This window comes from Pantoea anthophila, assembly GCF_006494375.1.
Lineage (GTDB): Bacteria > Pseudomonadota > Gammaproteobacteria > Enterobacterales > Enterobacteriaceae > Pantoea > Pantoea anthophila.
The window spans coordinates 1-21509 of record NZ_VHIZ01000064.1 but is presented as its reverse complement, the minus strand read 5'-3'; the positions used below and the strand labels follow the sequence as shown (position 1 = coordinate 21509).

Here is a 21509-nt window from a genome sequence, read left to right as displayed (position 1 = left end):
ATTTTTCACTGCGTTCCCACTCCGTAACCCGTGAGGATTTCATCGTGATGGAGTTATCCAGACATCCGACCACTGTCTACCAGGCTGTTGCCGCGCAGCTGGAGCAGGCGCTGAAAGAGCGTTACCGCTGCGGCGACTATCTGCCTTCCGAACAGCAGCTGGCCGACCACTACGAAGTGAATCGCCACACGCTGCGCCGGGCCGTCGATGAGCTGGTGCAGAAAGGGCTGCTGCAACGCCGTCACGGCGTGGGCATCCTGGTGCTGATGCGCCCGTATGACTATCCGCTGCATTCCCAGGCGCGCTTCAGTCAGAACCTGCTGGAGCAGGGAAGTCACCCGACCAGCGAACGGCTGCTGGCGGTGCTGCGTCCGGCCAGCAGTGACGTGGCCAGTGCGCTGGGCGTGAAAGAGGGCGATAACGTCATTCATCTGCGTACCCTGCGCCGCGCCAACGGCGTGCCGCTCTGCCTGATTAACCACTTCCTTGCCGACCTCAGCTGGTGGCCGCAGCTTCAGCGCTTTAACAGCGGCTCGCTGCACGACTTTCTGGTGGAGCACACCGGCAAGCAGCTGGTGCGCACCCAGACCCGCATCAGCACCCGCCGGGCGCAGGCGAAGGAGTGCCGTCAGCTCGATATCGCACTCCATGCGCCGCTGCTCTGCGTGCGGACCCTGAACAAAACCGCAGATGGTGCGCTGGCAGAATACTCCGTCAGCCTGACCCGCGGTGACATGATCGAACTGACTCTGGAGCACTGATGGAACAGCAAACGGATCGCCAGCGCTGGCTGTCGGTGCTGGCACACAGCAACGCCGCGCGGCTTGAAGCGCACTGGCAGGCGCTGAATCTTCACCCCGAGTTTACCCTGATCCGCCCGGCCGAAATCGGCATGACGCGGCTGCAGGCGCGAACGGGGGCCACCGGGAAACGCTTTGTGATGGGTGATGCCACGGTGACCCGCGCCGTGGTGCAGCTGAGCGACGGCACCCTGGGATACAGCTACCTGTTAGGACGCGACAAGGCGCACGCTGAGCGCTGCGCCCTGCTGGATGCACTGTTGCAGCAGCCGGAAACCCGGCCGCTGCTGGAAGAGAAGATTATTACCCCGCTGGCGGCGTGGCGTGAAGAGCAGCGACAGCTGCGCGCGCGCGAAATCGCCAGCAGCAAAGTGGATTTCTTTACGCTGGTTCGCGGAGATAACTGATGACTTTACTGGCAAGTTTCAACCACCCTGTTGCGGACGCGCAGCGCGCCTTTCGCCGCATCCTGAAGGCGATGAGTGAGCCGGGCGTGATGGTCTCGCTGCCGCTGCAGCAGGGCTGGGGTGCGCTCTCTCCGGCAGCCACGGCGCTGCTGCTGACGCTGGTCGATCAGGAGAGTCCGGTCTGGCTGGATGCGAAAATCGACAACGAACAGCTGCGCAACAATCTGCGCTTCCATACCGGCGCGCCGATCACCACCCGGCAGGATGCGCCTTTTGCCCTGAGCCATGCGGCGGCGCAGCCCGACCCGACGGCGTTTGCGGCGGGGGATAACCTGTCACCGGAAAAAAGCACCACGCTGATTATCGAAGTGCCCTCGCTGAATGGCGGTCTGACGCTGCGACTCTCCGGCCCCGGCCTGCGCGAAACCCGCGCCATTGCGCCGCAGCTGCCGGAGAGCGTGCTGGACTATCTGCGCACCCGGCCGCATCCGTTTCCGCAGGGGGTGGATCTCATCTTCACCTGCGGCGAAGCGATCATGGCCGTGCCGCGTACCACCGTTGTGGAGGTGTGTTGATGTATGTCGCGGTAAAAGGGGGCGAAAAAGCGATTACGCATGCCCACCAGCTGCAGGCCGATCTGCGGCGTGGCGATCGGGCCGTGGCTGAACTCGGCTGCGATCAGGTGGCGCAGCAGCTGGGTCTGGCGGTGGATCGGGTGATGACCGAAGGGGGGATTTACGATCCGGAACTGGCGGCGCTGGCGATTAAGCAGGCCAGCGGCGACCTGGTCGAAGCAATTTTTCTGCTGCGCGCCTTTCGCACCACGCTGCCACGGCTGGCGGAGAGTCGCCCGCTGGCGACCGGGACGATGCGTATCGAACGCCGCATTTCGGCGGTCTATAAAGATCTGCCGGGCGGCCAGGTGCTCGGCCCGACCTGTGATTACAGCCACCGTCTGCTCGACTTCACGCTGCTGGCCAATGGCGAAACGCCTGCCGCGCCGCGGGATGATCGGCCGGTCGCGGAAAGCTGCCCGCACATGTTCAGCATGATGAGCCGCGAAGGGCTGGCGGCTGCGGAGGAGGATGACGGCAGTGAGCCGACCGATATCACCCGCGAACCGATGGCGTTTCCCGCCTCGCGCGCGGCACGGCTGCAACAGCTGGTGCGCGGCGACGAAGGCTTTCTGCTGGCGCTTGGCTACTCGACGCAGCGGGGCTATGGGCGCACCCACCCGTTTGCCGGGGAGATCCGCACCGGCTATGTCAGCGTCAGCATCTGTCCCGAAGAGCTGGGCTTTGAACTGGAGATTGGGGAAGTGCTGCTGACCGAGTGTGAGATGGTCAACGGCGTGGCCCACCGCGAAGACGCCGCGCCGCACTTTACCCGGGGTTACGGGCTGGTGTTTGGCCGGGCGGAACGCAAGGCGATGGCGATGGCGCTGGTGGACCGGGCGCTGCAAAGCCGCGAACAGCAGGAGCGCGTCACCAGCCCGGCGCAGGATGAGGAGTTTGTGTTGTCGCACGCCGACAACGTGGAAGCGGCAGGCTTCGTCTCCCATCTCAAGCTGCCGCACTACGTCGATTTTCAGGCGGAGCTGGCGCTGCTCAAACAGCTGCAGGATGACTATCAGGAGCGAAAACATGGCTGAACTCACGGGTTACAACAACGGTTATCTCGATGAGCAGACCAAACGCACTATTCGTCGCGCTATCCTGAAAGCGGTGGCGATCCCCGGCTATCAGGTGCCGTTTGCCGGGCGCGAGATGCCGATGCCTTACGGCTGGGGCACCGGCGGCATCCAGATCACCGCCAGTGTGATTGGCGATCAGGATGTGCTTAAGGTGATCGACCAGGGGGCTGATGACACCACCAATGCGGTGTCGATCCGCCACTTCTTTCAGCGGGTCAGCGGTGCGGCCACCACCGAACGCACCAGCGATGCCACGCTGATCCAGACGCGTCACCGCATCCCGGAAACGCCGCTGGAGGAGGATCAGATCCTGATTTTCCAGGTGCCGATCCCGGAGCCGCTGCGTTTTATCGAACCGCGTGAAACCGAAACCCGCCTCCTGCATGCGCTGGAGGAGTACGGCATCATGCAGGTGAAACTCTATGAAGATATCGCCCGCTATGGCCATATCGCCACGACTTATGCTTATCCGGTCAGGGTCAACGGCCGCTACGTGATGGACCCGTCACCCATCCCCAAATTCGACAACCCGAAAATGGACATGATGCCCGCGCTGCAGCTGTTTGGTGCCGGACGTGAAAAGCGCATCTACGCGCTGCCGCCTTACACCCGCGTCGAGAGCCTCGACTTCGACGATCACCCGTTTACCGTGCAGCAGTGGGATGAACCCTGCGCGCTGTGTGGCTCGCGCCACAGCTATCTCGATGAGGTGGTGATGGACGATCAGGGCACGCGGATGTTTGTCTGCTCCGACACCGACTTTTGCCACCAGCAGCAGGAACAGCAACATGCACAGTGAACAGCCGCTGCTTGCGGTCAGCCAGCTCACCCATCTTTATGCGCCGGGCAAAGGGTTTGAGCAGGTCAGCTTTGATCTCTATCCCGGCGAGGTGCTGGGCATCGTTGGCGAGTCCGGCTCCGGTAAAACCACGCTCCTGCACAGCCTCTCGGCACGCCTCGCACCGCAGCAGGGCTCGCTTCTCTATCAGGGGCGCAACCTCTGGCAGATGAGTGAAAGCGAGCGCCGTCACCTGCTGCGCACCGAGTGGGGCGTGGTGCATCAGCATCCGATGGACGGACTGCGTCCGCAGGTCAGCGCGGGCGGCAACATCGGCGAACGGCTGATGGCGACCGGCGCGCGGCACTATGGCGACATCCGCGCAACGGCGAGCCGCTGGCTGCAGGCGGTGGAGATTGACCCCGGCCGCATCGACGATTTGCCCACCACCTTTTCCGGCGGCATGCAGCAGCGTCTGCAGATCGCCCGCAACCTGGTGACGCAGCCACAGCTGCTGTTTATGGATGAGCCGACCGGCGGGCTGGATGTCTCGGTGCAGGCACGCCTGCTGGATCTGCTGCGCACCCTGGTGCGGGAGCTGAACCTGGCGGTGGTGATCGTCACCCACGATCTCGGCGTGGCGCGCCTGCTGGCACATCGTCTGCTGGTGATGAAACAGGGGCGGGTGGTGGAGAGCGGTCTGACCGACCGGGTGCTTGACGATCCCCATCATCCTTACACACAACTGCTGGTCTCTTCGGTGCTCAATTAAATGACGACTATCAATCCGCGTCTGCAGGTCGGAAACCTGTGTAAAACCTTTGTGCTGCACAACCAGAACGGCGCGGCGCTGCCGGTGCTGCACAACGCCAGCCTGACGGTGGGCGAGGGCGAATGCGTGGTGCTGCACGGTCACTCGGGCAGCGGCAAATCGACCCTGCTGCGCACGCTCTACGGTAACTATCAGCCCGACAGCGGCTATATCCGGGTCGCGCACCAGGGGGAATGGGTCGATATGGCGCAGGCCCCGGCGCGGCAGATTATCGCGCTGCGCCGCGACACGCTGGGCTGGGTGAGTCAGTTTCTGCGGGTCATCCCGCGCGTGCCGACGCTGGAGATTGTGATGCAGCCACTGCTGGAGCGCGGCGTCGACCGCCGGTTCTGCGAAGCGCGCGCCGCCGACCTGCTGAGCCGGCTCAACGTGCCGCAGCGCCTCTGGTCGCTGGCACCGTCCACCTTCTCCGGCGGAGAGCAGCAGCGGGTGAACATTGCGCGCGGCTTTATCGCTGACTATCCGGTGCTGCTGCTGGATGAACCCACCGCCTCCCTCGACAGCGTCAACAGCGCGGCGGTGGTGAGTCTGATTGAAGAGGCGCGCGCCCGGGGTGCCGCCATTGTTGGCATTTTTCACGATCGGGCGGTGCGCGAGCAGGTGGCCGATCGGCTGCATCTGATGCACCCCATTGAGACAGGAGCGCAGGCATGATCATCAACAATGTCAGACTGGTGCTGGAAAATGAGGTCATCAGCGGGTCGCTGGAGTTCCGCGATGAGCGTATCAGCAGCTTCAGCGAAACCCGCAGCCAGCAGCCGGGCGCGCTGGACGGCGAGGGGGCCTGGCTGCTGCCGGGGCTGGTGGAGCTGCACACCGACAACCTCGACAAGTTTTTCACCCCGCGCCCCAAAGTGGACTGGCCTGCGCATTCGGCGATGAGCAGCCACGATGCGCTGATGGTCTCCAGCGGCATTACCACGGTGCTGGACGCCATTGGCGTCGGCGATGTGCGCGACGGCGGTCACCGTCTGGAGAATCTCAGCAGGATGATCGACGCCATCCGCGACAGCAATCGTAAAGGGCTGAACCGCGCCGAGCATCTGCTGCATCTGCGCTGTGAACTGCCGCACCCGACCACCGCGCCGCTGTTTGAGGCGCTGATGGGCACGCCGGAACTGGCGCTGGTCTCGCTGATGGATCATTCGCCGGGGCAGCGGCAGTATGCGTCGCTGACAAAATATCGCGAATATTATCAGGGCAAATACCAGCTGAATGACGCGGAGATGGATCAGTTTGAGCACGAGCAGCTCACGCTGGCGGCGGCCTGGTCGCAGCCCAATCGTCAGGCGATCGCCGGACTCTGCCGGGAACATGGCATCGCCATTGCCAGCCACGATGATGCCACCGCCGCGCATGTGGAGGAGTCCCATGCGGCGGGCAGCCGCATCGCCGAATTTCCCACCACCCTGGAGGCGGCACGCGCCTCGCGCTATCGCAATATGCAGGTGCTGATGGGGGCGCCCAACATCGTGCGCGGCGGCTCGCACTCCGGCAACGTCGCCGCCTGGGAGCTGGCCTCTCACGGCCTGCTGAACATTCTCTCCTCCGATTACTACCCGGCCAGCCTGCTGGATGCGGCGTTCCGGCTGGCTGAGGATGAGCGCAACACGCTCGGCACGGCGCAGGCGATTGCGCTGGTCACCTGCAATCCGGCCCGCGCGCTGGGGCTTGAGGATCGCGGGGTAATCGCCGAAGGGTGTCGCGCCGATCTGGTGCTGGCGCACACCGCACATGGCTACCCGCATGTGCGCCACGTCTGGAGCAAAGGCCGGCAGGTCTACTGATGGCGCGGCTGATCTGGCTCACCGGTCCCTCGGGCTCAGGCAAGGATAGCCTGCTGGATGCGCTGCGGGCGGCACCGCCGCCGCGCCTGCTGATCGCCCATCGCTATATCACCCGCGCAGCGGATGCGGGCGGTGAAAACCACGTGGCGCTGAGCGAGGCGGAGTTCGCCCGCCGCGCGGCGCTGGGGCTGTTCGCGGTGAGCTGGCAGGCGCACGGTTTCAGCTATGGCATTGGCTGTGAGACAGAGCAGTGGCTGCTGCGCGGACAGAACGTGGTGGTCAACGGCTCGCGGCTGCATCTGGCGCAGGCGCAGGCCCGCTTCGGTCCGCAGCTGCTGCCGGTCTGCCTGCAGGTCACGCCAGCGGTGCTGGCGGCGCGCCTGCGCCTGCGCGGACGGGAAGATGAGGCGGCAATCGCCCGGCGACTGGCGCGTGCCGCCCAGCCGCAGCCCGATGGCTGCCTGATCCTTAACAACGATGGCGCGCTGGCAGAGACCGTCCGGCAGCTGCGTCAGATAGTGGAGACGGCGCAATGAAACTCACTTTTCTCGGCACCGGTGGGGTGACCGCCGCGCCGCTGCCGGGCTGCGACTGCCGTGCCTGCCAGCGGGCGCAGCGCCATAGCGATTACGCCCGTGCGCCCTGCAGTGCGCTGATTGAGACCGGGCGCGAGCGCATCCTGCTGGATGCCGGCCTGCCACTGCTGGCGTCGCGCTTTCCGCCCGGATCGCTGACGCGTATTCTGCTCACCCACTACCACATGGACCATGTGCAGGGACTGTTTGCGCTGCGCTGGGGGCGGGGGGCACCGATTCCGGTCTGGGGGCCGCCCGACCCGCGCGGCTGTGACGATCTCTATAAACATCCCGGCCTGCTCGACTTTCGTCCCGCCTTAACCCCGTTTGTGGCACACGCCTTTGGCGAGTTACAGGTGACGCCGCTGCCGCTTCAGCACTCAAAGCTGACGCACGGCTATCTGTTCGACTGGCACGGTCACCGGCTCGCCTGGCTGTGTGACACCTGCGGGCTGCCCCCCGACACCGCCGACTTTCTGCGCGGTCAGCCGCTGGATCAGCTGGTGATCGACTGCAACGACCCGCCGTCTGCCAGACCGCGCAACCACAACGATGTCACCCAGGCCCTGGCCATTGTGGCGCTGCTGCGGCCGCGCCAGAGCTGGCTGACCCATCTCAGTCATGAGATGGATAACTGGCTGGCGGAAAATCCGCTGCCGGAGGGGGTGCAGGCTGCGCGTGATGGCCAGACGCTGCTGTGCGGCGCGCCCTGGCCTGTCACAGTTTGATCATCTGACTGTCATCCCGCTTTCATCGTGCCACGCCTTAATAACCGGCAGAACGCAATCAGAGATGACGGAGAACAGCATGGCACAGGCACTTCTGAAAACGGTGGTCGACCACGATCGGCCCCCGGTCAGTTTCAGCGGACAAAAAGTGTTGTCGGTGCAGGGATTGAGCAAAACCTACGGTGACACGCCGGTGCTGGATCGGGTCAGTTTCGATCTCCATGCCGGTGAGCTGGTGGCGGTGATCGGCCGCTCCGGCGCCGGGAAATCGACGCTGCTGCATATGCTTAACGGCACCATCAGCGCGACGGCGGGGGCGATTATCAGCCTGCATAAAGGGGAAGCCGAGCGTAACGTGGTCACCCTCAACAGCCGCCAGATGCGGGAATGGCGCAGCCAGTGCGGCATGATCTTTCAGGATTTCTGCCTGGTGCCGCGCCTCGACGTGCTGACCAATGTGCTGCTGGGCCGCCTGAGCCAGACCAGCACGCTGAAATCCTTTTTTAAAATCTTCTCCGACCACGACCGGGCGCACGCTATCGAACTGCTGCAGTGGATGAACATGCTGCCGCAGGCGCTGCAGCGGGCAGAGAATCTCTCCGGCGGACAGATGCAGCGGGTGGCGATCTGCCGGGCGCTCATGCAGAACCCCCGAATCCTGCTGGCCGATGAGCCGGTGGCGTCACTCGATCCGAAAAACACGACGCGCATCATGGATGTGCTGCGGCAGGTCAGCGAGCAGGGCATCAGCGTGATGGTCAACCTGCACTCCATTGAGCTGGTGAAACGCTACTGCACCCGGGTGATAGGCATCCAGCGCGGCGTGGTGCTGTTTGACGGTCATCCTTCCCGACTGACTGACAGCCTGCTGCAACAGCTGTACGGCGATGAACTTAACCAGATCCATTAACTTCCACAGCAAGAGAACAACTCCGAATGAAACTGACTTCTTTAGCACTACTGATCGGCGTTATGGCGTCGGGTGTCAGCGCAGCGGATGCGCCAAAACAGCTGAATCTGGGGATTCTGGGCGGTCAGAACGCCACCCAGCAGATTGGTGATAATCAGTGCGTGAAGACCTTCTTTGATAAAGAGCTGGGTGTGGATACTCAGATGCGCAACGCCTCTGACTATTCGGGCGTGATTCAGGGACTGCTGGGCGGCAAAATCGATATGGTGCTGAGCATGTCACCCGCCTCTTTCGCTTCGGTCTACCTGCAGGACCCGAAAGCGGTGGAGGTGGTCGGCATCGTGGTGGATGACAAAGACAACTCCCGCGGCTACCACTCAGTGGTGATCGTCAAAGCGGACAGCCCCTACAAAAAGCTGGAAGACCTGAAGGGGAAATCGTTCGGCATGGCCGATCCGGACTCGACCTCCGGCTTCCTGATGCCGAATCAGGCGTTTAAGAAGATGTTCGGCGGCTCGGTGGATGACAAATATAACAACACCTTCTCCAGCGTCACCTTCTCCGGCGGCCATGAGCAGGACATTCTGGGCGTGCTGAACAACCAGTTTGACGGCGCGGTCACCTGGACCTCGCTGGTGGGGGACTATAACAGCGGCTATACCTCGGGCGCGTTTGGCCGCCTGATCCGCATGGATCACCCCGACCTGATGAAGCAGATCCGCATCATCTGGCAGTCGCCGCTGATCCCCAACGGTCCGGTGCTGGTCAGCAACAAACTGCCTGCCGACTTCAAAGCGAAAGTGGTGGCGGCGATTAAAAAGCTGGATAAAGACGATCACGACTGCTTCGTGAAAGCGGTGGGCGGCAAGCAGCATATCGGCCCGGCCACCGTTGCCGACTATCAGAGCATTATCGATATGAAGCGCGACCTGATGAAAGGCAGCCGCGGCTGACGATTCTTCCTGACTTCCCCGCCTTGCGGGGAGAGCGGGACGCGGCCAGCGTCCCGCTGCTTTCACGCCGGAGATCCCCCTTGACCGACTTCGAACACTATTACCAGCGCATCCGCCGTCAGCAAAAACGCGACACGCTTATCTGGTCACTGCTGCTGGTCACGCTCTATCTGGCGGCGGGCAGGGTGGCAGAATTTAATCTGCTCACCGTCTGGCAGTCGCTGCCGCACTTCTTTGACTACCTGCATGAGATCCTGCCGGTGCTGCATCTGCCGCTGCTGTTTGCCTACGGCAAAACAGAAGGCTCGCTGGCCTACTGGGGCTACCGTCTGCCGATCCAGCTGCCGCTGATCTGGGAAACCCTGCAGCTGGCACTGGCGGCGACGCTGCTGGCGGTGGGGCTGGCGGCGGTGCTCGCCTTTTTCGCCGCCGACAATACGCAGACGCCGGTCAGCGTGCGGATGGCGATTCGCGCCTTTGTCGCCTTTCTGCGCACCATGCCGGAACTGGCGTGGGCGGTGATGTTTGTCATGGCGTTTGGTATCGGGGCGATACCCGGCTTCCTGGCGCTGGCGCTGCACACGGTGGGCAGCCTGACCAAGCTCTTTTATGAGGCGATTGAGTCCGCGTCAGATAAGCCGGTGCGCGGCCTGGCCGCCTGCGGAGCCAGTAAACTGCAGCGGATGCGCTTTGCCTTCTGGCCGCAGGTGAAACCCGCCTTTCTCTCCTACAGCTTTATGCGGCTGGAGATTAACTTCCGATCCTCCACCATCCTCGGGCTGGTGGGGGCGGGCGGCATCGGCCAGGAGCTGATGACCAACATCAAACTCGACCGCTACGACCAGGTCAGCATCACCCTGCTGCTGATTCTGATTGTGGTGTCGCTGCTGGATACGCTGTCCGGTCAGCTGCGTCGTCGTGTCACAGGAGAGCGCGCATGATTCGTTCCGTTCCCGCCATCGCGCAGCTGAAGCAGCAGCATCGCGAGCTGTTTGCCGCGCAGCCGCGCTATCTGCGTCGTCTGGCACTGATGGCGCTGGCACTCCTGCTCTACTATCTCTATTTCTTTTCGGTGTTCGGGCTGGAGGGATCGCGCCTGCTGGCGGGCTGCCAGCAGCTGGGGCGCTACTTTCTGCGGATGTTTGTCTGGCATGACTTTATGAACTGGCCCTTCAGCTACTATCTGTCGCAGGTCGGGATCACCCTGGGGATCGTGTTTGCCGGTACGCTGACCGCCTCGCTGATTGCGCTGCCGCTGTCGTTCCTGGCTGCGCGCAACGTGATGCACGATCGCGCCGCGAAGCCGCTGGCGTTTCTGATGCGGCGACTGTTCGACCTACTGCGCGGCATTGACATGGCGATCTGGGGGCTGATTTTCGTTCGTGCGGTGGGCATGGGGCCGCTGGCCGGGGTGCTGGCAATTATCCTGCAGGATGTCGGCCTGCTCGGCAAACTCTACGCCGAAGGGCATGAGGCGGTCGAACGTTCACCGGGCCGCGGGCTGGGGGCGGTGGGCGCTAACAGCCTGCAGAAACACCGTTTCGGCATTTTCACTCAATCCTTTCCGCAGTTTCTGGCGCTGAGCCTCTATCAGATCGAGTCCAACACCCGCTCTGCGGCGGTGCTCGGCTTTGTCGGCGCGGGCGGGGTGGGCCTGGTCTACGCCGAGAATATGCGGCTCTGGAACTGGGATGTGGTGATGTTCCTGACGCTGATACTGGTCGGGGTGGTGATGGTCATGGATATCATCTCCAGTCGCCTGCGCAAACGCTATATCATCGGGAAGCCGGTGCCGCTGTGGCAGCCTGCTGCGCGCGATTAAGCCGTTCGCTGCGCTGCCAGGCGCGCTGTAACGCCTGCACCAGCTGCGCCTGCTGCCAGGGTTTGCCCAGCCGCTCACACAGCGGCAGCGTGACCGGCTGGTGGCGCAGATCCTGACCGCTGATTAACAGCGTGGCGAGATGCGGCCAGTTCTGTTGTGCCTGACGCACCACCTCCGCCCCGTTGATCTCGCCGGGCAGCATCAGGTCGCTGATCAGCAGGTCTATATCGGGTGTCTGGCGCAGCAGCGCCAGCGCCGCTTCGCCGTCGCCACACTCCAGCGTCAGATAGCCCAGCTGGTGCAGATGTTCGCACAGGGTCTGCCGCACCGCCGGTTCATCATCCAGCACCAGCACCAGCCGGTTGCTGGCCACCGCCGGCAGGGCTTGCGGGGGAGGCGGCGCGACCGCTGCGGCGACCGCCTCCTGCGCGCGCGGCAGCAGAAGGCGCACCGTGGTGCCCTGGCCCGGCGCGGTTTCCAGCTCGATCTGACCGCCCGACTGCCGTACAAAACCGTAGACCATTGACAGGCCCAGCCCGCTGCCGCTGCCGGTGGCCTTAGTGGTAAAAAAGGGCTCGAAAACCTGTTCACGCACCTCCGCCGACATGCCGCAGCCCGTGTCGATCACCTCAATTGTGACCCGGTCACGTTTTTCACTCCCCTCGATCCGCCGCTGATTCCAGATGCGCAGCCGGATTTCGCCGCTTTGCTGCTGCATCGCATCGCGGGCGTTGACCACCAGGTTCATCAGCGCATTCTCCAGCTGACCGGCATCGATCCACGCGGGCCAGCCGGGACGCTGCGCATCGATAATCAGCTGCTGTCCGGGCAGCAGCGAGTGCTGTAATAATCCCTGCAGGTTGTCCACCAGCGTGACCACCGACACCGCGCGCGGAAACAGCGCCTGCTTACGTGAAAAGGCCAGCAGCCGCTGGGTCAGCTGGGCGGCGCGGTCGGCAGCCTGGCGCGCCCGCTCAATCCGGCTGGCGAGCGGGCCGGGCATCAGCTGCCCTTCGGTCAGCGCCAGGCTGCCGATAATCACCGCCAGCAGATTGTTGAAGTCGTGCGCCAGGCCGCCGGTCAGCTGGCCCACCGCCTTCATCTTCTGGCTGTGCTGCAGAGCCTCCTCCAGCGTTTTGCGCGAGGTGCGATCAAGAACGGTGTTCACCATGCCGCGCCGGGGGATCGGGCTGAAGCGCAGCTCCAGCGTCCGGCCATCGGCCAGCCGGATCTCCTGCGGTTCGCCGGGATCGTGCAGATCTCCCGCCAGCGGAGCCAGCAGCTGCTGATAGTGGACGCCGCGATGAAGCTCCCGCGGCGCGATGCCGAGCAGTTCGGCATACTGCGCGTTCCACACCACCAGCTGACCCTGATGGTCAAACAGGGCAAAGCCGTCGCGCATCGCCAGAAAGGTGGACTCCAGCTGGCTGCTCTTCTCTTTCAGCAGGCGTGAGGTGTGCGCCAGCGAGGCGGTATTGCGGGCAAAGACGTTGAAGGCCCGCGCCAGTTCGCCCAGTTCGTCGCGGCGCTGCAACCCCGGCACGCTGACGTTCTGCTCCCCCTGTGCCAGCCGCGTCATGGCGGCAGCAATCGCCGTCAGGCTCGACCCGAGATTACGGTAGATGTAGATCCCGGCATAGCCGGTGATCGCCAGCGCCAGCAGCACGAAAAGGGCGATAAAGCCGATGATGGAGTCCAGCTCGCGGTGGGTCGCCAGGGTTCGCGCTTCGCTCTGCAACGCCACCTGCTGTACCGAGGCACTGATATCCTCATTCAGCATCGCCACCAGCGCCTTAATCCGGTAGGTGGCGTAGGCGATCGCCAGATCGCTCTGTTCCAGCGCCTCCGCCAGCGGCAGCAGGCGCTGCTGGGTCGCCAGCAGTCGCGCAATGTTCTCGCCGGTGGTGCCCGTCAGCGGCACGCTGCGCCACTGCGTCATCACCTGCTGCAGTTGCTCAATCACCGCAATCGGCGACGGCGTGCGGATGGCGATGCTGAGCAGCCGCTCAGTCTGCTCGCGCAGTCCGCTATCCGGCGGGCGCTGCGGTTCCCGCCGCAGCCGCTGACTGATGTGGCCGAGCAGAATCTGCGACTGCCACAGGTCACTCAGCATGTTATTGCGCTGCAGGTGGCGCTGATGGCCGGTGAGCAGCAGGCGGTTAATCGTCTGCTCCAGCTCCAGGCTGCGGGCGCGGATACGGGCGATGCGCTCCGGCTGACGCGCGGCCAGCGGGGCGCTGGCGAGCAGGCTCAGCGACTGCTGCAGCGCCTGCTGATTCTGCTGAAGCCGCTGTGATTCGCTCTGATACTCCAGCGCGCCCACTACCTGCGACAGCCGCACGGCTGCCGTCGCCACATTGGCGGTGTCACGCGCCAGCGCCAGACTGCCGTTCATGTCCGCCAGCGTCTGCGCCTGTGCCTGCTCCTGAATCGAACCGGCATGGCGAAAACCGACGATCGCCACCACGCTGACCATCAGCGTGACGGCGACCACCAGCAGGTTGAACATCAACAGGCGGCCCCGCGCGCCAGCCTGCCACGGATAGGTGCGCTGCATCTCACGCCCTCTTTATCACGGCAACGATGGGCCGAGTATAGGAGCGGGCAGCCGGGTGAATATGACAAATATGAATGGCCGCTGACATTTTCCGTTTATCTGGCGTTGCTTAACTGACGGCTATCCACAGTCCGCAGGAGCGAGGCGATGACAGCCACACCGATACTGGAAATGCGCGGCATTACCCGGCGCTTCGGCAACTTTTACGCCCTGAAGGGGGTGGATCTCACGGTCTGGCCCGGCGAGGTTCATGCGCTGATGGGGGAGAACGGCGCGGGTAAAAGCACCCTGATGAAGATTCTGGCCGGGGCCTACAGCGCCAGCGGCGGAGAAATTCTGATCGAAGGCGAACCGCGGGCGCTGAAAGGGCCGAAAGCGGCGCTGGCCGCCGGGATCACCCTGATTTACCAGGAGATTAACCTGGCCCCCAACCTGACGGTGGCGGAAAACATTTTTCTCGGCAGCGAAATCGCTCCCGGCGGGCTGGTGAAGCGGCGGCAGATGGCGGAGGAGGCGCAGCGGGTGATTGACCGGCTCGGCGCGCAGTTCAGTGCCTGGGATGTGGTCAGCCGCCTCAGCATTGCCGAGCAGCAGCAGGTGGAGATCGCCCGGGCGCTGCAGCGTAACAGCCGCATCCTCGTGATGGATGAGCCGACCGCCGCGCTCTCGAACCGCGAAACCGAACAGCTCTTCGCGCTGATCAAACGGCTGCGCAGCGAGGGGATGGCGATTATCTACATCAGCCACCGCATGGCGGAGGTGTATGAACTGTCGGATCGCGTTAGCGTGCTGCGCGACGGCGAGTATGTCGGCAGCCTGACGCGCGATCAACTCAACGCCAGTGAACTGGTGCGGATGATGGTCGGACGGCCGCTGAGCGATCTCTTTAATAAAGACCGGTCGATTCCGCTGGGTGATATCCGGCTGGCGGTGAATCACCTGACCGACGGCGGCAAAGTGCACCCCAGCAGCCTGGCGGTGCGCGCCGGTGAGATCGTGGCGCTGGCGGGGCTGGTCGGTGCAGGCCGCAGCGAGCTGGCGCAGCTGATCTTCGGCGTTCACAAGCCGAAGGAGGGCGAGATCTGGATCGACGGCGAGAAGGTCACCATCCTCTCACCGCGCGATGCGATTGCGCGCGGCATCGGTTTCCTCACCGAGAACCGCAAAGAGCAGGGGCTGTTTCTGGAGATGGCGGCGCAGGAGAACATCGTGATGGCGACGCTGGAGCGGGATGCCAGTTACGGCATGCTCAATCGCCGCAAAGGGCAGACCATCGCCAGCGAGGCGATCGCCTCCCTGAATATCCGGGTGCCGCATGCGCAGGTCCGGGCGGGCGGCCTCTCCGGGGGGAATCAGCAGAAGCTGCTGATCTCACGCTGGGTGGCGATTGGCCCGCGCATCCTGATCCTGGATGAACCGACGCGCGGCGTCGACGTCGGGGCCAAAAGCGAGATCTACCGCATGATGCAGGAGATGGCGCGGCAGGGCGTGGCGATTCTGATGATCTCCAGCGAACTGCCGGAAGTGGTCGGGATGAGCGACCGCGTTTACGTGATGCACGAAGGCACCATCGTCGGTGAGCTGGAGGGCAGCCACATCAGTCAGGAAAATATTATGACGCTGGCAACCGGTGCGCACAGCGCAGCAGCAGGCGGAATCTGAGGAGATCACCATGACACAACTGGCCCGCACCCCCGCGCCCACGCTGAAACGCGCCCTGATGGGCGATCTGCTGCAGACGGTAGGGATCCTGCCGATTCTGATCCTCATCGTGGCGGTTTTTGGCTTCGTTACCCCCAACTTCTTTACCGAAGCGAACCTGCTGAACATTACCCGTCAGGCGTCGATCAATATCGTCCTGGCGGCGGGGATGACCTTTGTCATTCTCACCGGCGGCATCGACCTGTCGGTGGGGTCGATGCTCGGCACCACGGCGGTGGTGGCGCTGGTGGCCTCGCTCGACCCTATGCTCGCTTCCATGACCATTCCGATGGCGCTGGGCGCGGGTCTGGTGATGGGGCTGTTCAACGGCGTGCTGGTCGCCTGGGCCGGACTGCCGCCCTTTATCGTCACCCTCGGCACCTATACCGCCCTGCGCGGTGCGGCCTACCTGCTGGCGGATGGCACCACGGTCATCAACTCCGACATCAATTTTGAGTGGATTGGCAACGGCTACCTCGGCCCGGTGCCGTGGCTGATTGTGATTGCCTTCGCGGTGATCGCCCTCTGCTGGTTTATCCTGCGGCGCACCACGCTGGGCGTCCATATCTATGCGGTCGGCGGTAACATTCAGGCGGCACGACTCACCGGCATCAAGGTGGGCGGGGTACTGCTGTTTGTCTACGGCATGAGCGGCCTGCTCTCGGGGCTGGGCGGTCTGATGAGCGCCTCCCGTCTTTACAGCGCCAACGGCAACCTCGGCGTCGGCTATGAGCTGGATGCGATTGCCGCGGTGATCCTGGGCGGCACCAGCTTCGTCGGGGGCATCGGCACCATTACCGGCACCCTGATTGGCGCGCTGATTATCGCCACGCTCAATAACGGCATGACGCTGATGGGCGTCTCCTACTTCTGGCAGCTGGTGATCAAGGGCGCGGTGATCATCATCGCCGTCCTGATCGACAAATACCGTACCCGTCATCATGTGAGTTAAGGCTGAAAGGCGGAGGCGCGATGTCGCCGCCGTCTCTGTAAAAACGCCATTAAGCGGTTGGCACTCTGATAACAGCAGGAGAAGGTCTATGCGTTTTAATCCGATTGTAACCGGGCTGCTGGCGGCAACGCTGTTCAGCGCCGGGCTGGCTCAGGCAAAAGAACTCAAATCCATCGGCGTCACGGTCGGCGATCTGGCTAACCCCTTCTTCGTGCAGATCACCAAAGGGGCGGAGATGAAGGCGCGTGAGCTGGCGGGGGACAAGGTCAACGTGACGCTGGTCTCCAGCGGCTACGATCTCGGCCAGCAGGTGGGGCAGATCGATAACTTTATTGCGGCAAAAGTGGACATGATTATCCTGAATGCCGCCGACTCGAAAGGCATTGCCCCGGCGGTGAAGCGGGCGCGTGATGCCGGTATCGTGGTGGTGGCGGTCGACGTGGCGGCCGATGGAGCGAATGCGACCATTACCTCCGATAACACCCAGGCGGGCGCGATGGCCTGCAAATATATCTCTGACCGGCTGAAAGCGAAAGGCAACGTGGTGATCATCAACGGCCCGCCGGTGTCTGCGGTGCAGAACCGTGTTGAAGGCTGCATGAACGAACTGAAAACCCATCCCGACATCAAGCTGCTCTCTTACAACCAGAATGCCAAAGGCAGTCGCGAAGGGGGACTGGAGGTGATGACCGGTCTGCTCTCCGCTAACCCCAAAATCGATGCGGTGTTTGCCATTAACGATCCCACCGCCATCGGCGCGGATTTAGCCGCGAAACAGGCGCAGCGCAGTGAGTTCTTTATCGTCGGCGTCGATGGATCGCCGGATGGTGAAGAGGCGCTGAAGCGCAAAAATTCCCTGTTTGTCGCAACCCCGGCGCAGGACCCGCAGGTGATGGCGGCGAAGGCGGTGGAAATTGGCTACGACATTCTGCAGGGCAAACCGGCACCCGAAAAGCCGGTGCTGATCCCGGTGAAGCTAATCGATCGTGACAACATCGGCAGCTATCAGGGCTGGACGGTGAAATAAGGCGCAGGGCGGCGCCTCCGGGTGCCGCTTCAGACTGAATCTGCCAGCAACGCATAACTTTATCGCGCAGGGAACACGGGCAGAGGAGGAAAGCGTCCCGCGCCAGGGACGGCGCGGGCCGAGTGGCCAGGGATGGTTTAAACGACTTTCCGATCTGACCGTGTTTCCTGCGCAGGCTCTGTCCTGCAGCTAACCGGGGCAGACTTTGTCAGCACCCTCAGGAGGCCACCATGCAACGTTCAGAGGTCAATCACTACCTGCAGCAGACGCGCGAATTTTTCCGCCAGCAGGATGTGCATCTGCCGCCGTGGGCCGATTTCGGGTCAGGTCAGTGGCGGGCGCAGTCGTCTGAGGCGATGGCGGAGATTCTGGCACTGCGGCTGGGCTGGGATCTGACCAGTTTTGGCGCGGACGACTTTCTGCAGACCGGGCTGACGCTGTTTACGCTGCGCAACGGTTCGCCCGGCGGACAGCCGTGGCACAAACCCTATGCGGAGAAGATCCTGCACGTGCGCGACGGGCAGCTGACGCCGATGCACTATCATCCGCGCAAGATGGAAGACATCATCAATCGCGGCGGCGGGAATCTGATTGTCGAACTGCATAACCGCGACGGCGCGGCACTGGCTGACTCGCCGGTCACGGTGTCGCTGGATGGTCTGCGCCAGACCCACGCTGCGGGTTCGCAGCTACGGCTTTCGCCGGGTGAAAGCGTGACGCTCGAGGCGGGCCTCTGGCACAGCTTCTGGGGCGAACCGGGTTTTGGCGACGTGCTGGTAGGCGAGGTGTCGATGCCCAATGATGACGAAAACGACAACGTGTTCCTGACGCCACTCGCCCGCTTCAATCCGCTTGAGGAGGATGAAGCGCCGCACTGGCTGCTCTGTAATGACTACGCCCGCGGCTTTACCTGACCCTTCCGGACGCTGATCATCGCTGCGCGTGATCGCCGGGAGCGGGCTGCCTCATCGTTCTTATGCTGCGCGCGGGCGGTTCACCAGACCGCCGTGCGTACTCGCGGGTAAACTGCGTCAGACTTTCATCGCCCACATCCGCCGCCACGGCGGCGACATTGCCAGGACGCAGCGCGACTCAGGCGATCTGGCTGGTGCGCGGGGCGGTTTCAGGTTTCATTACGTCAGCCGAAAAGACATAGCCCAGCCCGCGAATGGTGCGGATCAGATCGGGCTGATGCGGGTTGATTTCGATTTTGCGGCGCAGGCGCATGATCAGCACGTCGATGGTGCGGTCAAACACATCCAGACTTTCGCTGTGGGTCAGCTCCAGCAGCTGATCGCGGGTCAGCACCTTGCGGGCGTGACGCACCAGCGCCCGCAGCAGGCTGAACTCGCCCTGGGTCAGCGGCACCAGCTCGCGCTGCGGATTGAACAGCTGGCAGCGACTGTCGTCCAGCTGCCAGCCGCCGAATCGCCAGCCCGCCGGTTCCGCTTCGCTCTGGACAGGACGTGCGCCGCGCCGCAGGGCCGCCCGGGTGCGCGCCACCACCACGCGCGGATTAAAAGGTTTGGCAATGTAATCATCGGCACCCATCTCCAGGCCGACCACCATCTCCGCTTCGGAACCCATACCGGTCAGCATGATCACCAGCACCTCGGGGCGCTGACGCTGCAACTGTTGCAGCACCAGCAGTCCGTTGGTGTCGGGCAGCATCATATCCAGCATCACCAGCGTGATCTCCGGGTGCATGCTGAGCATCAACAGCGCCTCTTTTCCCTGATGACAGCAGTAGACCTTTAACTGATGTTCACCTAACGCATCCTGCAGGACGTCGCAGACAGCAGGATCATCATCCACCACCAAAATCGCTGGCTTCATGGCGCGGCCTCAATGTTACGAAAGAGTTAATTCAGGAGTCTACACAGGCCAGAAAAGTGCGCTGAGGCAGCGTGCTGAAACGTGACACGCCTCGCCCGTCAGTATGCGGAAGCGTGCGCTGGCGCAGAGTTTTGCGGGGGTGACACAGGGAGGCAGGAAAACGATTGCGCATCCTCGGTGCATTGCACCATAATCGCGCCTCGTTTTGGTTCGGAATTCTCTGAGGCGCATCCGGCTCTGCCAGGTAATCGATTGCGTCGGTAAGTGGCATGGCAATTGCTTTGGGCAGTGGGTCAGTCAGGGATTTCAGACGATTCCGGCAGGTCAGTATGCAGCGGCCGGTATCCGCGTCCCGAAAACAGAATAATCAGCATGCAACCCCCTTTGGCAAGCGAGACCCACACCGGTGCGGTCTCCTGTATCGAGAGATGATGATGTTAGAAAAACTATTCAAACTCAAAGCGCATAACACGACGGTCCGTACCGAGATTATCGCCGGGATCACCACCTTCCTGGCGATGGCCTATATTCTGTTTGTTAACCCGAGCATCCTGGGCGCGACCGGCATGGATAAGGGCGCCGTTTTTGTCGCGACCTGTCTGGCGGCGGCGATTGGCTGTGCGCTGATGGGGCTGATCGCTAACTACCCGATTGCACTGGCACCGGGCATGGGGCTGAACGCCTTCTTTACCTATACCGTCGTACTGCACATGGGCTACACCTGGCAGATTGCGCTGGGTGCGGTGTTTCTCTCGGCAGTGATTTTCTTTGCGATGTCGCTGTTTAAAATCCGTGAGTGGATTATTGCCAGTATTCCGCTGCCGCTGCGCGCGGGGATTGGTGCCGGTATTGGCCTGTTTCTGGCGATCATTGCGCTGGAAGGCGCAGGCATTGTGGTCGATAACCCGGCGACGCTGGTGGGCCTTGGCGATCTGACAAAACCGGGTCCGCTGCTGGCGATGCTTGGCTTTGTGGTGATTGTGGTGCTGGAAGCGCGTCGGGTGACCGGTGCCGTGCTGATCGGTATTCTGCTGGTAACCTTTATCTCTATGGGCATCGGCCTGTCGCCGTTTGCCGGGGTCTTCTCTGCACCACCATCGATCGCACCGACCTTTATGCAGCTGGATATTGCTGGCGCGTTTAACGTCGGCCTGGTCAGCGTGATTTTTGCCTTCCTGTTTGTGGATGTGTTTGATAACACCGGCACCCTGCTGGGCGTCACCAAACGCGCCGGTCTGGCGGATGAGCAGGGTAACGTGCCGAAGATGGGCCGTGCGCTGATTGCTGACAGTGCGGCTGCGCTGTTTGGTTCGCTGCTGGGCACCTCAACCACCACCAGCTATGTGGAGTCGGCGGCGGGCGTGAGTGCGGGTGGCCGCACGGGCCTGACGGCGATCGTGGTCGCCGTGCTGTTCCTGCTGGCGCTCTTCTTCTCGCCGCTGGCCTCCAGCGTCCCGGTCTATGCCACCGCGCCCGCGCTGCTGTTTGTGGCTGTGCTGATGACATCCAGTCTGGCGGATATTGACTGGAAAGATATCACGACTGCTGCCCCGGTGACGGTTACCGCGCTGACCATGCCACTGACCTATTCCATCGCCAACGGTATCGCCTTTGGATTTATCACCTGGACGCTGGTGAAGCTGCTGAGCGGTCGCGCCAGAGAGGTCAATGCCGCGCTGATTATCCTGTCGATTCTGTTTGTGATTAAGCTGGGCTGGCTGAGCGCCTGATGGTGGCCTGGCGGCCGGGGACGTTTCACCTGGCGGTGGGCTGGCTCTGAGAGGGGTTCGCCTGTCGGCAGAGAGGGAGTTATTACCCGGCGGCGGGGTGGCTCTGAGAGGGTTTCGCCTGCCAGGCTGTGGGAGTTATTACCTGGCGGCGGGGTGGCTCTGAGAGGGTTTCGCCCGCCAGGCGTGAGGGAGTTTCAGTTCGCCCGTGCAGGCGGACGCGTCAAGGGGCGGACGCCCGCCCCTTAACAATCCCGGCGTCCGGCAGCCTTTGCGCCCCGCGCTGCGGGGTGCCTTCGTCACGCCCTGCGGCCGACGGACCGTCCGGACTCGCCATCCCTGGCTCGTGCCGTCCTCTCGCCGACGTCCTGTCGGCTCATCCTGGCCTCCGGTTGCTCCTCAGCGCGCCGGATGCCTCTCCCAC

The 21509-nt window shown here is 63.1% G+C and carries 21 protein-coding genes; 19 read left to right on the top strand and 2 right to left on the bottom strand.

Annotation, left to right across the window (positions count from 1 at the left end; genetic code table 11):
- Positions 1-47 precede the first annotated feature (47 nt).
- The 14 genes from phnF to phnE (FJW00_RS20450) all read left to right on the top strand — a co-directional run bounded on the left by phnF (position 48) and on the right by phnE (FJW00_RS20450) (position 11285).
- Positions 48-761: a phosphonate metabolism transcriptional regulator PhnF gene (gene phnF, locus FJW00_RS20515; RefSeq protein WP_140925587.1), complete on the top strand. Its 714-nt coding sequence runs from the start codon at positions 48-50 to the stop codon at positions 759-761.
- Complete coding sequence (gene phnG / locus FJW00_RS20510; protein ID WP_140925525.1) at positions 761-1207, top strand: phosphonate C-P lyase system protein PhnG; 447 nt, start codon at positions 761-763, stop codon at positions 1205-1207. The genes phnF and phnG overlap by 1 nt, the downstream gene beginning before the upstream one ends.
- Positions 1207-1782, top strand: coding sequence for a phosphonate C-P lyase system protein PhnH (gene phnH / locus FJW00_RS20505; RefSeq protein ID WP_009089466.1), 576 nt, complete (start codon positions 1207-1209; stop codon positions 1780-1782). Before phnG ends, phnH begins: the two co-directional genes overlap by 1 nt.
- Complete coding sequence (locus tag FJW00_RS20500; protein ID WP_140925524.1) at positions 1782-2858, top strand: carbon-phosphorus lyase complex subunit; 1077 nt, start codon at positions 1782-1784, stop codon at positions 2856-2858. The genes phnH and FJW00_RS20500 overlap by 1 nt, the downstream gene beginning before the upstream one ends.
- On the top strand, positions 2851-3699 hold the full coding sequence (locus tag FJW00_RS20495; RefSeq protein ID WP_009089470.1) for an alpha-D-ribose 1-methylphosphonate 5-phosphate C-P-lyase PhnJ: 849 nt from the start codon (positions 2851-2853) through the stop codon (positions 3697-3699). Before FJW00_RS20500 ends, FJW00_RS20495 begins: the two co-directional genes overlap by 8 nt.
- Entirely contained in the window at positions 3689-4450 is a 762-nt protein-coding gene (gene phnK, locus FJW00_RS20490; RefSeq protein WP_140925523.1) for a phosphonate C-P lyase system protein PhnK, read from the top strand. The genes FJW00_RS20495 and phnK overlap by 11 nt, the downstream gene beginning before the upstream one ends.
- On the top strand, positions 4451-5164 hold the full coding sequence (gene phnL, locus FJW00_RS20485; protein ID WP_111208191.1) for a phosphonate C-P lyase system protein PhnL: 714 nt from the start codon (positions 4451-4453) through the stop codon (positions 5162-5164).
- Complete coding sequence (gene phnM, locus FJW00_RS20480; RefSeq protein ID WP_009089476.1) at positions 5161-6297, top strand: alpha-D-ribose 1-methylphosphonate 5-triphosphate diphosphatase; 1137 nt, start codon at positions 5161-5163, stop codon at positions 6295-6297. The genes phnL and phnM overlap by 4 nt, the downstream gene beginning before the upstream one ends.
- Positions 6297-6833, top strand: coding sequence for a ribose 1,5-bisphosphokinase (gene phnN / locus FJW00_RS20475; RefSeq protein WP_140925522.1), 537 nt, complete (start codon positions 6297-6299; stop codon positions 6831-6833). Before phnM ends, phnN begins: the two co-directional genes overlap by 1 nt.
- Positions 6830-7600 (top strand): phosphonate metabolism protein PhnP, encoded by a 771-nt coding sequence (gene phnP, locus FJW00_RS20470; RefSeq protein ID WP_046102121.1) that lies wholly within the window; start codon positions 6830-6832, stop codon positions 7598-7600. The genes phnN and phnP overlap by 4 nt, the downstream gene beginning before the upstream one ends.
- A gap of 79 nt (positions 7601-7679) precedes the next feature.
- Positions 7680-8510: a phosphonate ABC transporter ATP-binding protein gene (phnC, locus tag FJW00_RS20465; RefSeq protein ID WP_009089482.1), complete on the top strand. Its 831-nt coding sequence runs from the start codon at positions 7680-7682 to the stop codon at positions 8508-8510.
- Positions 8511-8536: 26 nt separating this feature from the next.
- On the top strand, positions 8537-9463 hold the full coding sequence (gene phnD, locus FJW00_RS20460) for a phosphonate ABC transporter substrate-binding protein (RefSeq protein WP_009089484.1): 927 nt from the start codon (positions 8537-8539) through the stop codon (positions 9461-9463).
- A gap of 80 nt (positions 9464-9543) precedes the next feature.
- Positions 9544-10404, top strand: coding sequence for a phosphonate ABC transporter, permease protein PhnE (gene phnE, locus FJW00_RS20455; RefSeq protein ID WP_140925521.1), 861 nt, complete (start codon positions 9544-9546; stop codon positions 10402-10404).
- Entirely contained in the window at positions 10401-11285 is an 885-nt protein-coding gene (gene phnE / locus FJW00_RS20450) for a phosphonate ABC transporter, permease protein PhnE (RefSeq protein ID WP_140925520.1), read from the top strand. The genes phnE (FJW00_RS20455) and phnE (FJW00_RS20450) overlap by 4 nt, the downstream gene beginning before the upstream one ends.
- Here phnE (FJW00_RS20450) and FJW00_RS20445 read toward each other — a convergent pair.
- Complete coding sequence (locus FJW00_RS20445) at positions 11239-13842, bottom strand: ATP-binding protein (RefSeq protein WP_140925519.1); 2604 nt, start codon at positions 13840-13842, stop codon at positions 11239-11241. The two genes, phnE (FJW00_RS20450) and FJW00_RS20445, sit on opposite strands and share 47 nt — an antisense overlap.
- Before the next feature lie 147 nt (positions 13843-13989).
- Here FJW00_RS20445 and FJW00_RS20440 point away from each other — a divergent pair, with 147 nt between their 5' ends.
- From FJW00_RS20440 to FJW00_RS20425, 4 genes are all read left to right on the top strand, one after another.
- Positions 13990-15504: a sugar ABC transporter ATP-binding protein gene (locus FJW00_RS20440; RefSeq protein WP_009089491.1), complete on the top strand. Its 1515-nt coding sequence runs from the start codon at positions 13990-13992 to the stop codon at positions 15502-15504.
- A 10-nt stretch (positions 15505-15514) separates the two neighbouring features.
- Positions 15515-16495 (top strand): ABC transporter permease subunit, encoded by a 981-nt coding sequence (locus FJW00_RS20435; protein ID WP_009089493.1) that lies wholly within the window; start codon positions 15515-15517, stop codon positions 16493-16495.
- An 88-nt stretch (positions 16496-16583) separates the two neighbouring features.
- Positions 16584-17522: an ABC transporter substrate-binding protein gene (locus FJW00_RS20430; RefSeq protein ID WP_046102116.1), complete on the top strand. Its 939-nt coding sequence runs from the start codon at positions 16584-16586 to the stop codon at positions 17520-17522.
- Positions 17523-17752: 230 nt separating this feature from the next.
- Positions 17753-18436, top strand: a complete 684-nt coding sequence (locus FJW00_RS20425) for a D-lyxose/D-mannose isomerase (RefSeq protein ID WP_140925518.1) — start codon at positions 17753-17755, stop codon at positions 18434-18436.
- A gap of 178 nt (positions 18437-18614) precedes the next feature.
- Here the strand turns inward: FJW00_RS20425 and FJW00_RS20420 are convergent, their stop codons facing one another.
- Positions 18615-19358 carry a response regulator gene (locus FJW00_RS20420; protein WP_140925517.1) on the bottom strand — a complete coding sequence of 248 codons (744 nt, stop codon included), beginning with the start codon at positions 19356-19358 and terminating at the stop codon, positions 18615-18617.
- Positions 19359-19789: 431 nt separating this feature from the next.
- On the opposite strand from FJW00_RS20420, the gene FJW00_RS20415 reads away from it, so the two are divergent.
- Entirely contained in the window at positions 19790-21088 is a 1299-nt protein-coding gene (locus tag FJW00_RS20415) for an NCS2 family permease (protein ID WP_219994855.1), read from the top strand.
- The last annotated feature ends 421 nt before the right edge of the window (positions 21089-21509 follow it).

Bases quoted from the DNA above. Each gene is read 5' to 3' on its own strand.
- phnF (WP_140925587.1), top strand. From the start codon at position 48: ATGGAGTTATCCAGACATCCGACCACTGTCTACCAGGCTGTTGCCGCG.
- FJW00_RS20435 (WP_009089493.1), top strand. From the start codon at position 15,515: ATGACACAACTGGCCCGCACCCCCGCGCCCACGCTGAAACGCGCCCTG.
- FJW00_RS20430 (WP_046102116.1), top strand. From the start codon at position 16,584: ATGCGTTTTAATCCGATTGTAACCGGGCTGCTGGCGGCAACGCTGTTC.
- phnP (WP_046102121.1), top strand. From the start codon at position 6,830: ATGAAACTCACTTTTCTCGGCACCGGTGGGGTGACCGCCGCGCCGCTG.
- FJW00_RS20425 (WP_140925518.1), top strand. From the start codon at position 17,753: ATGCAACGTTCAGAGGTCAATCACTACCTGCAGCAGACGCGCGAATTT.
- phnN (WP_140925522.1), top strand. From the start codon at position 6,297: ATGGCGCGGCTGATCTGGCTCACCGGTCCCTCGGGCTCAGGCAAGGAT.
- phnC (WP_009089482.1), top strand. From the start codon at position 7,680: ATGGCACAGGCACTTCTGAAAACGGTGGTCGACCACGATCGGCCCCCG.
- FJW00_RS20500 (WP_140925524.1), top strand. From the start codon at position 1,782: ATGTATGTCGCGGTAAAAGGGGGCGAAAAAGCGATTACGCATGCCCAC.
- phnH (WP_009089466.1), top strand. From the start codon at position 1,207: ATGACTTTACTGGCAAGTTTCAACCACCCTGTTGCGGACGCGCAGCGC.
- FJW00_RS20420 (WP_140925517.1), bottom strand. From the start codon at position 19,358: ATGAAGCCAGCGATTTTGGTGGTGGATGATGATCCTGCTGTCTGCGAC.
- FJW00_RS20415 (WP_219994855.1), top strand. From the start codon at position 19,790: ATGATGTTAGAAAAACTATTCAAACTCAAAGCGCATAACACGACGGTC.
- FJW00_RS20440 (WP_009089491.1), top strand. From the start codon at position 13,990: ATGACAGCCACACCGATACTGGAAATGCGCGGCATTACCCGGCGCTTC.
- phnK (WP_140925523.1), top strand. From the start codon at position 3,689: ATGCACAGTGAACAGCCGCTGCTTGCGGTCAGCCAGCTCACCCATCTT.
- phnL (WP_111208191.1), top strand. From the start codon at position 4,451: ATGACGACTATCAATCCGCGTCTGCAGGTCGGAAACCTGTGTAAAACC.
- phnD (WP_009089484.1), top strand. From the start codon at position 8,537: ATGAAACTGACTTCTTTAGCACTACTGATCGGCGTTATGGCGTCGGGT.
- phnE (WP_140925520.1), top strand. From the start codon at position 10,401: ATGATTCGTTCCGTTCCCGCCATCGCGCAGCTGAAGCAGCAGCATCGC.
- FJW00_RS20445 (WP_140925519.1), bottom strand. From the start codon at position 13,842: ATGCAGCGCACCTATCCGTGGCAGGCTGGCGCGCGGGGCCGCCTGTTG.
- phnG (WP_140925525.1), top strand. From the start codon at position 761: ATGGAACAGCAAACGGATCGCCAGCGCTGGCTGTCGGTGCTGGCACAC.
- phnM (WP_009089476.1), top strand. From the start codon at position 5,161: ATGATCATCAACAATGTCAGACTGGTGCTGGAAAATGAGGTCATCAGC.
- FJW00_RS20495 (WP_009089470.1), top strand. From the start codon at position 2,851: ATGGCTGAACTCACGGGTTACAACAACGGTTATCTCGATGAGCAGACC.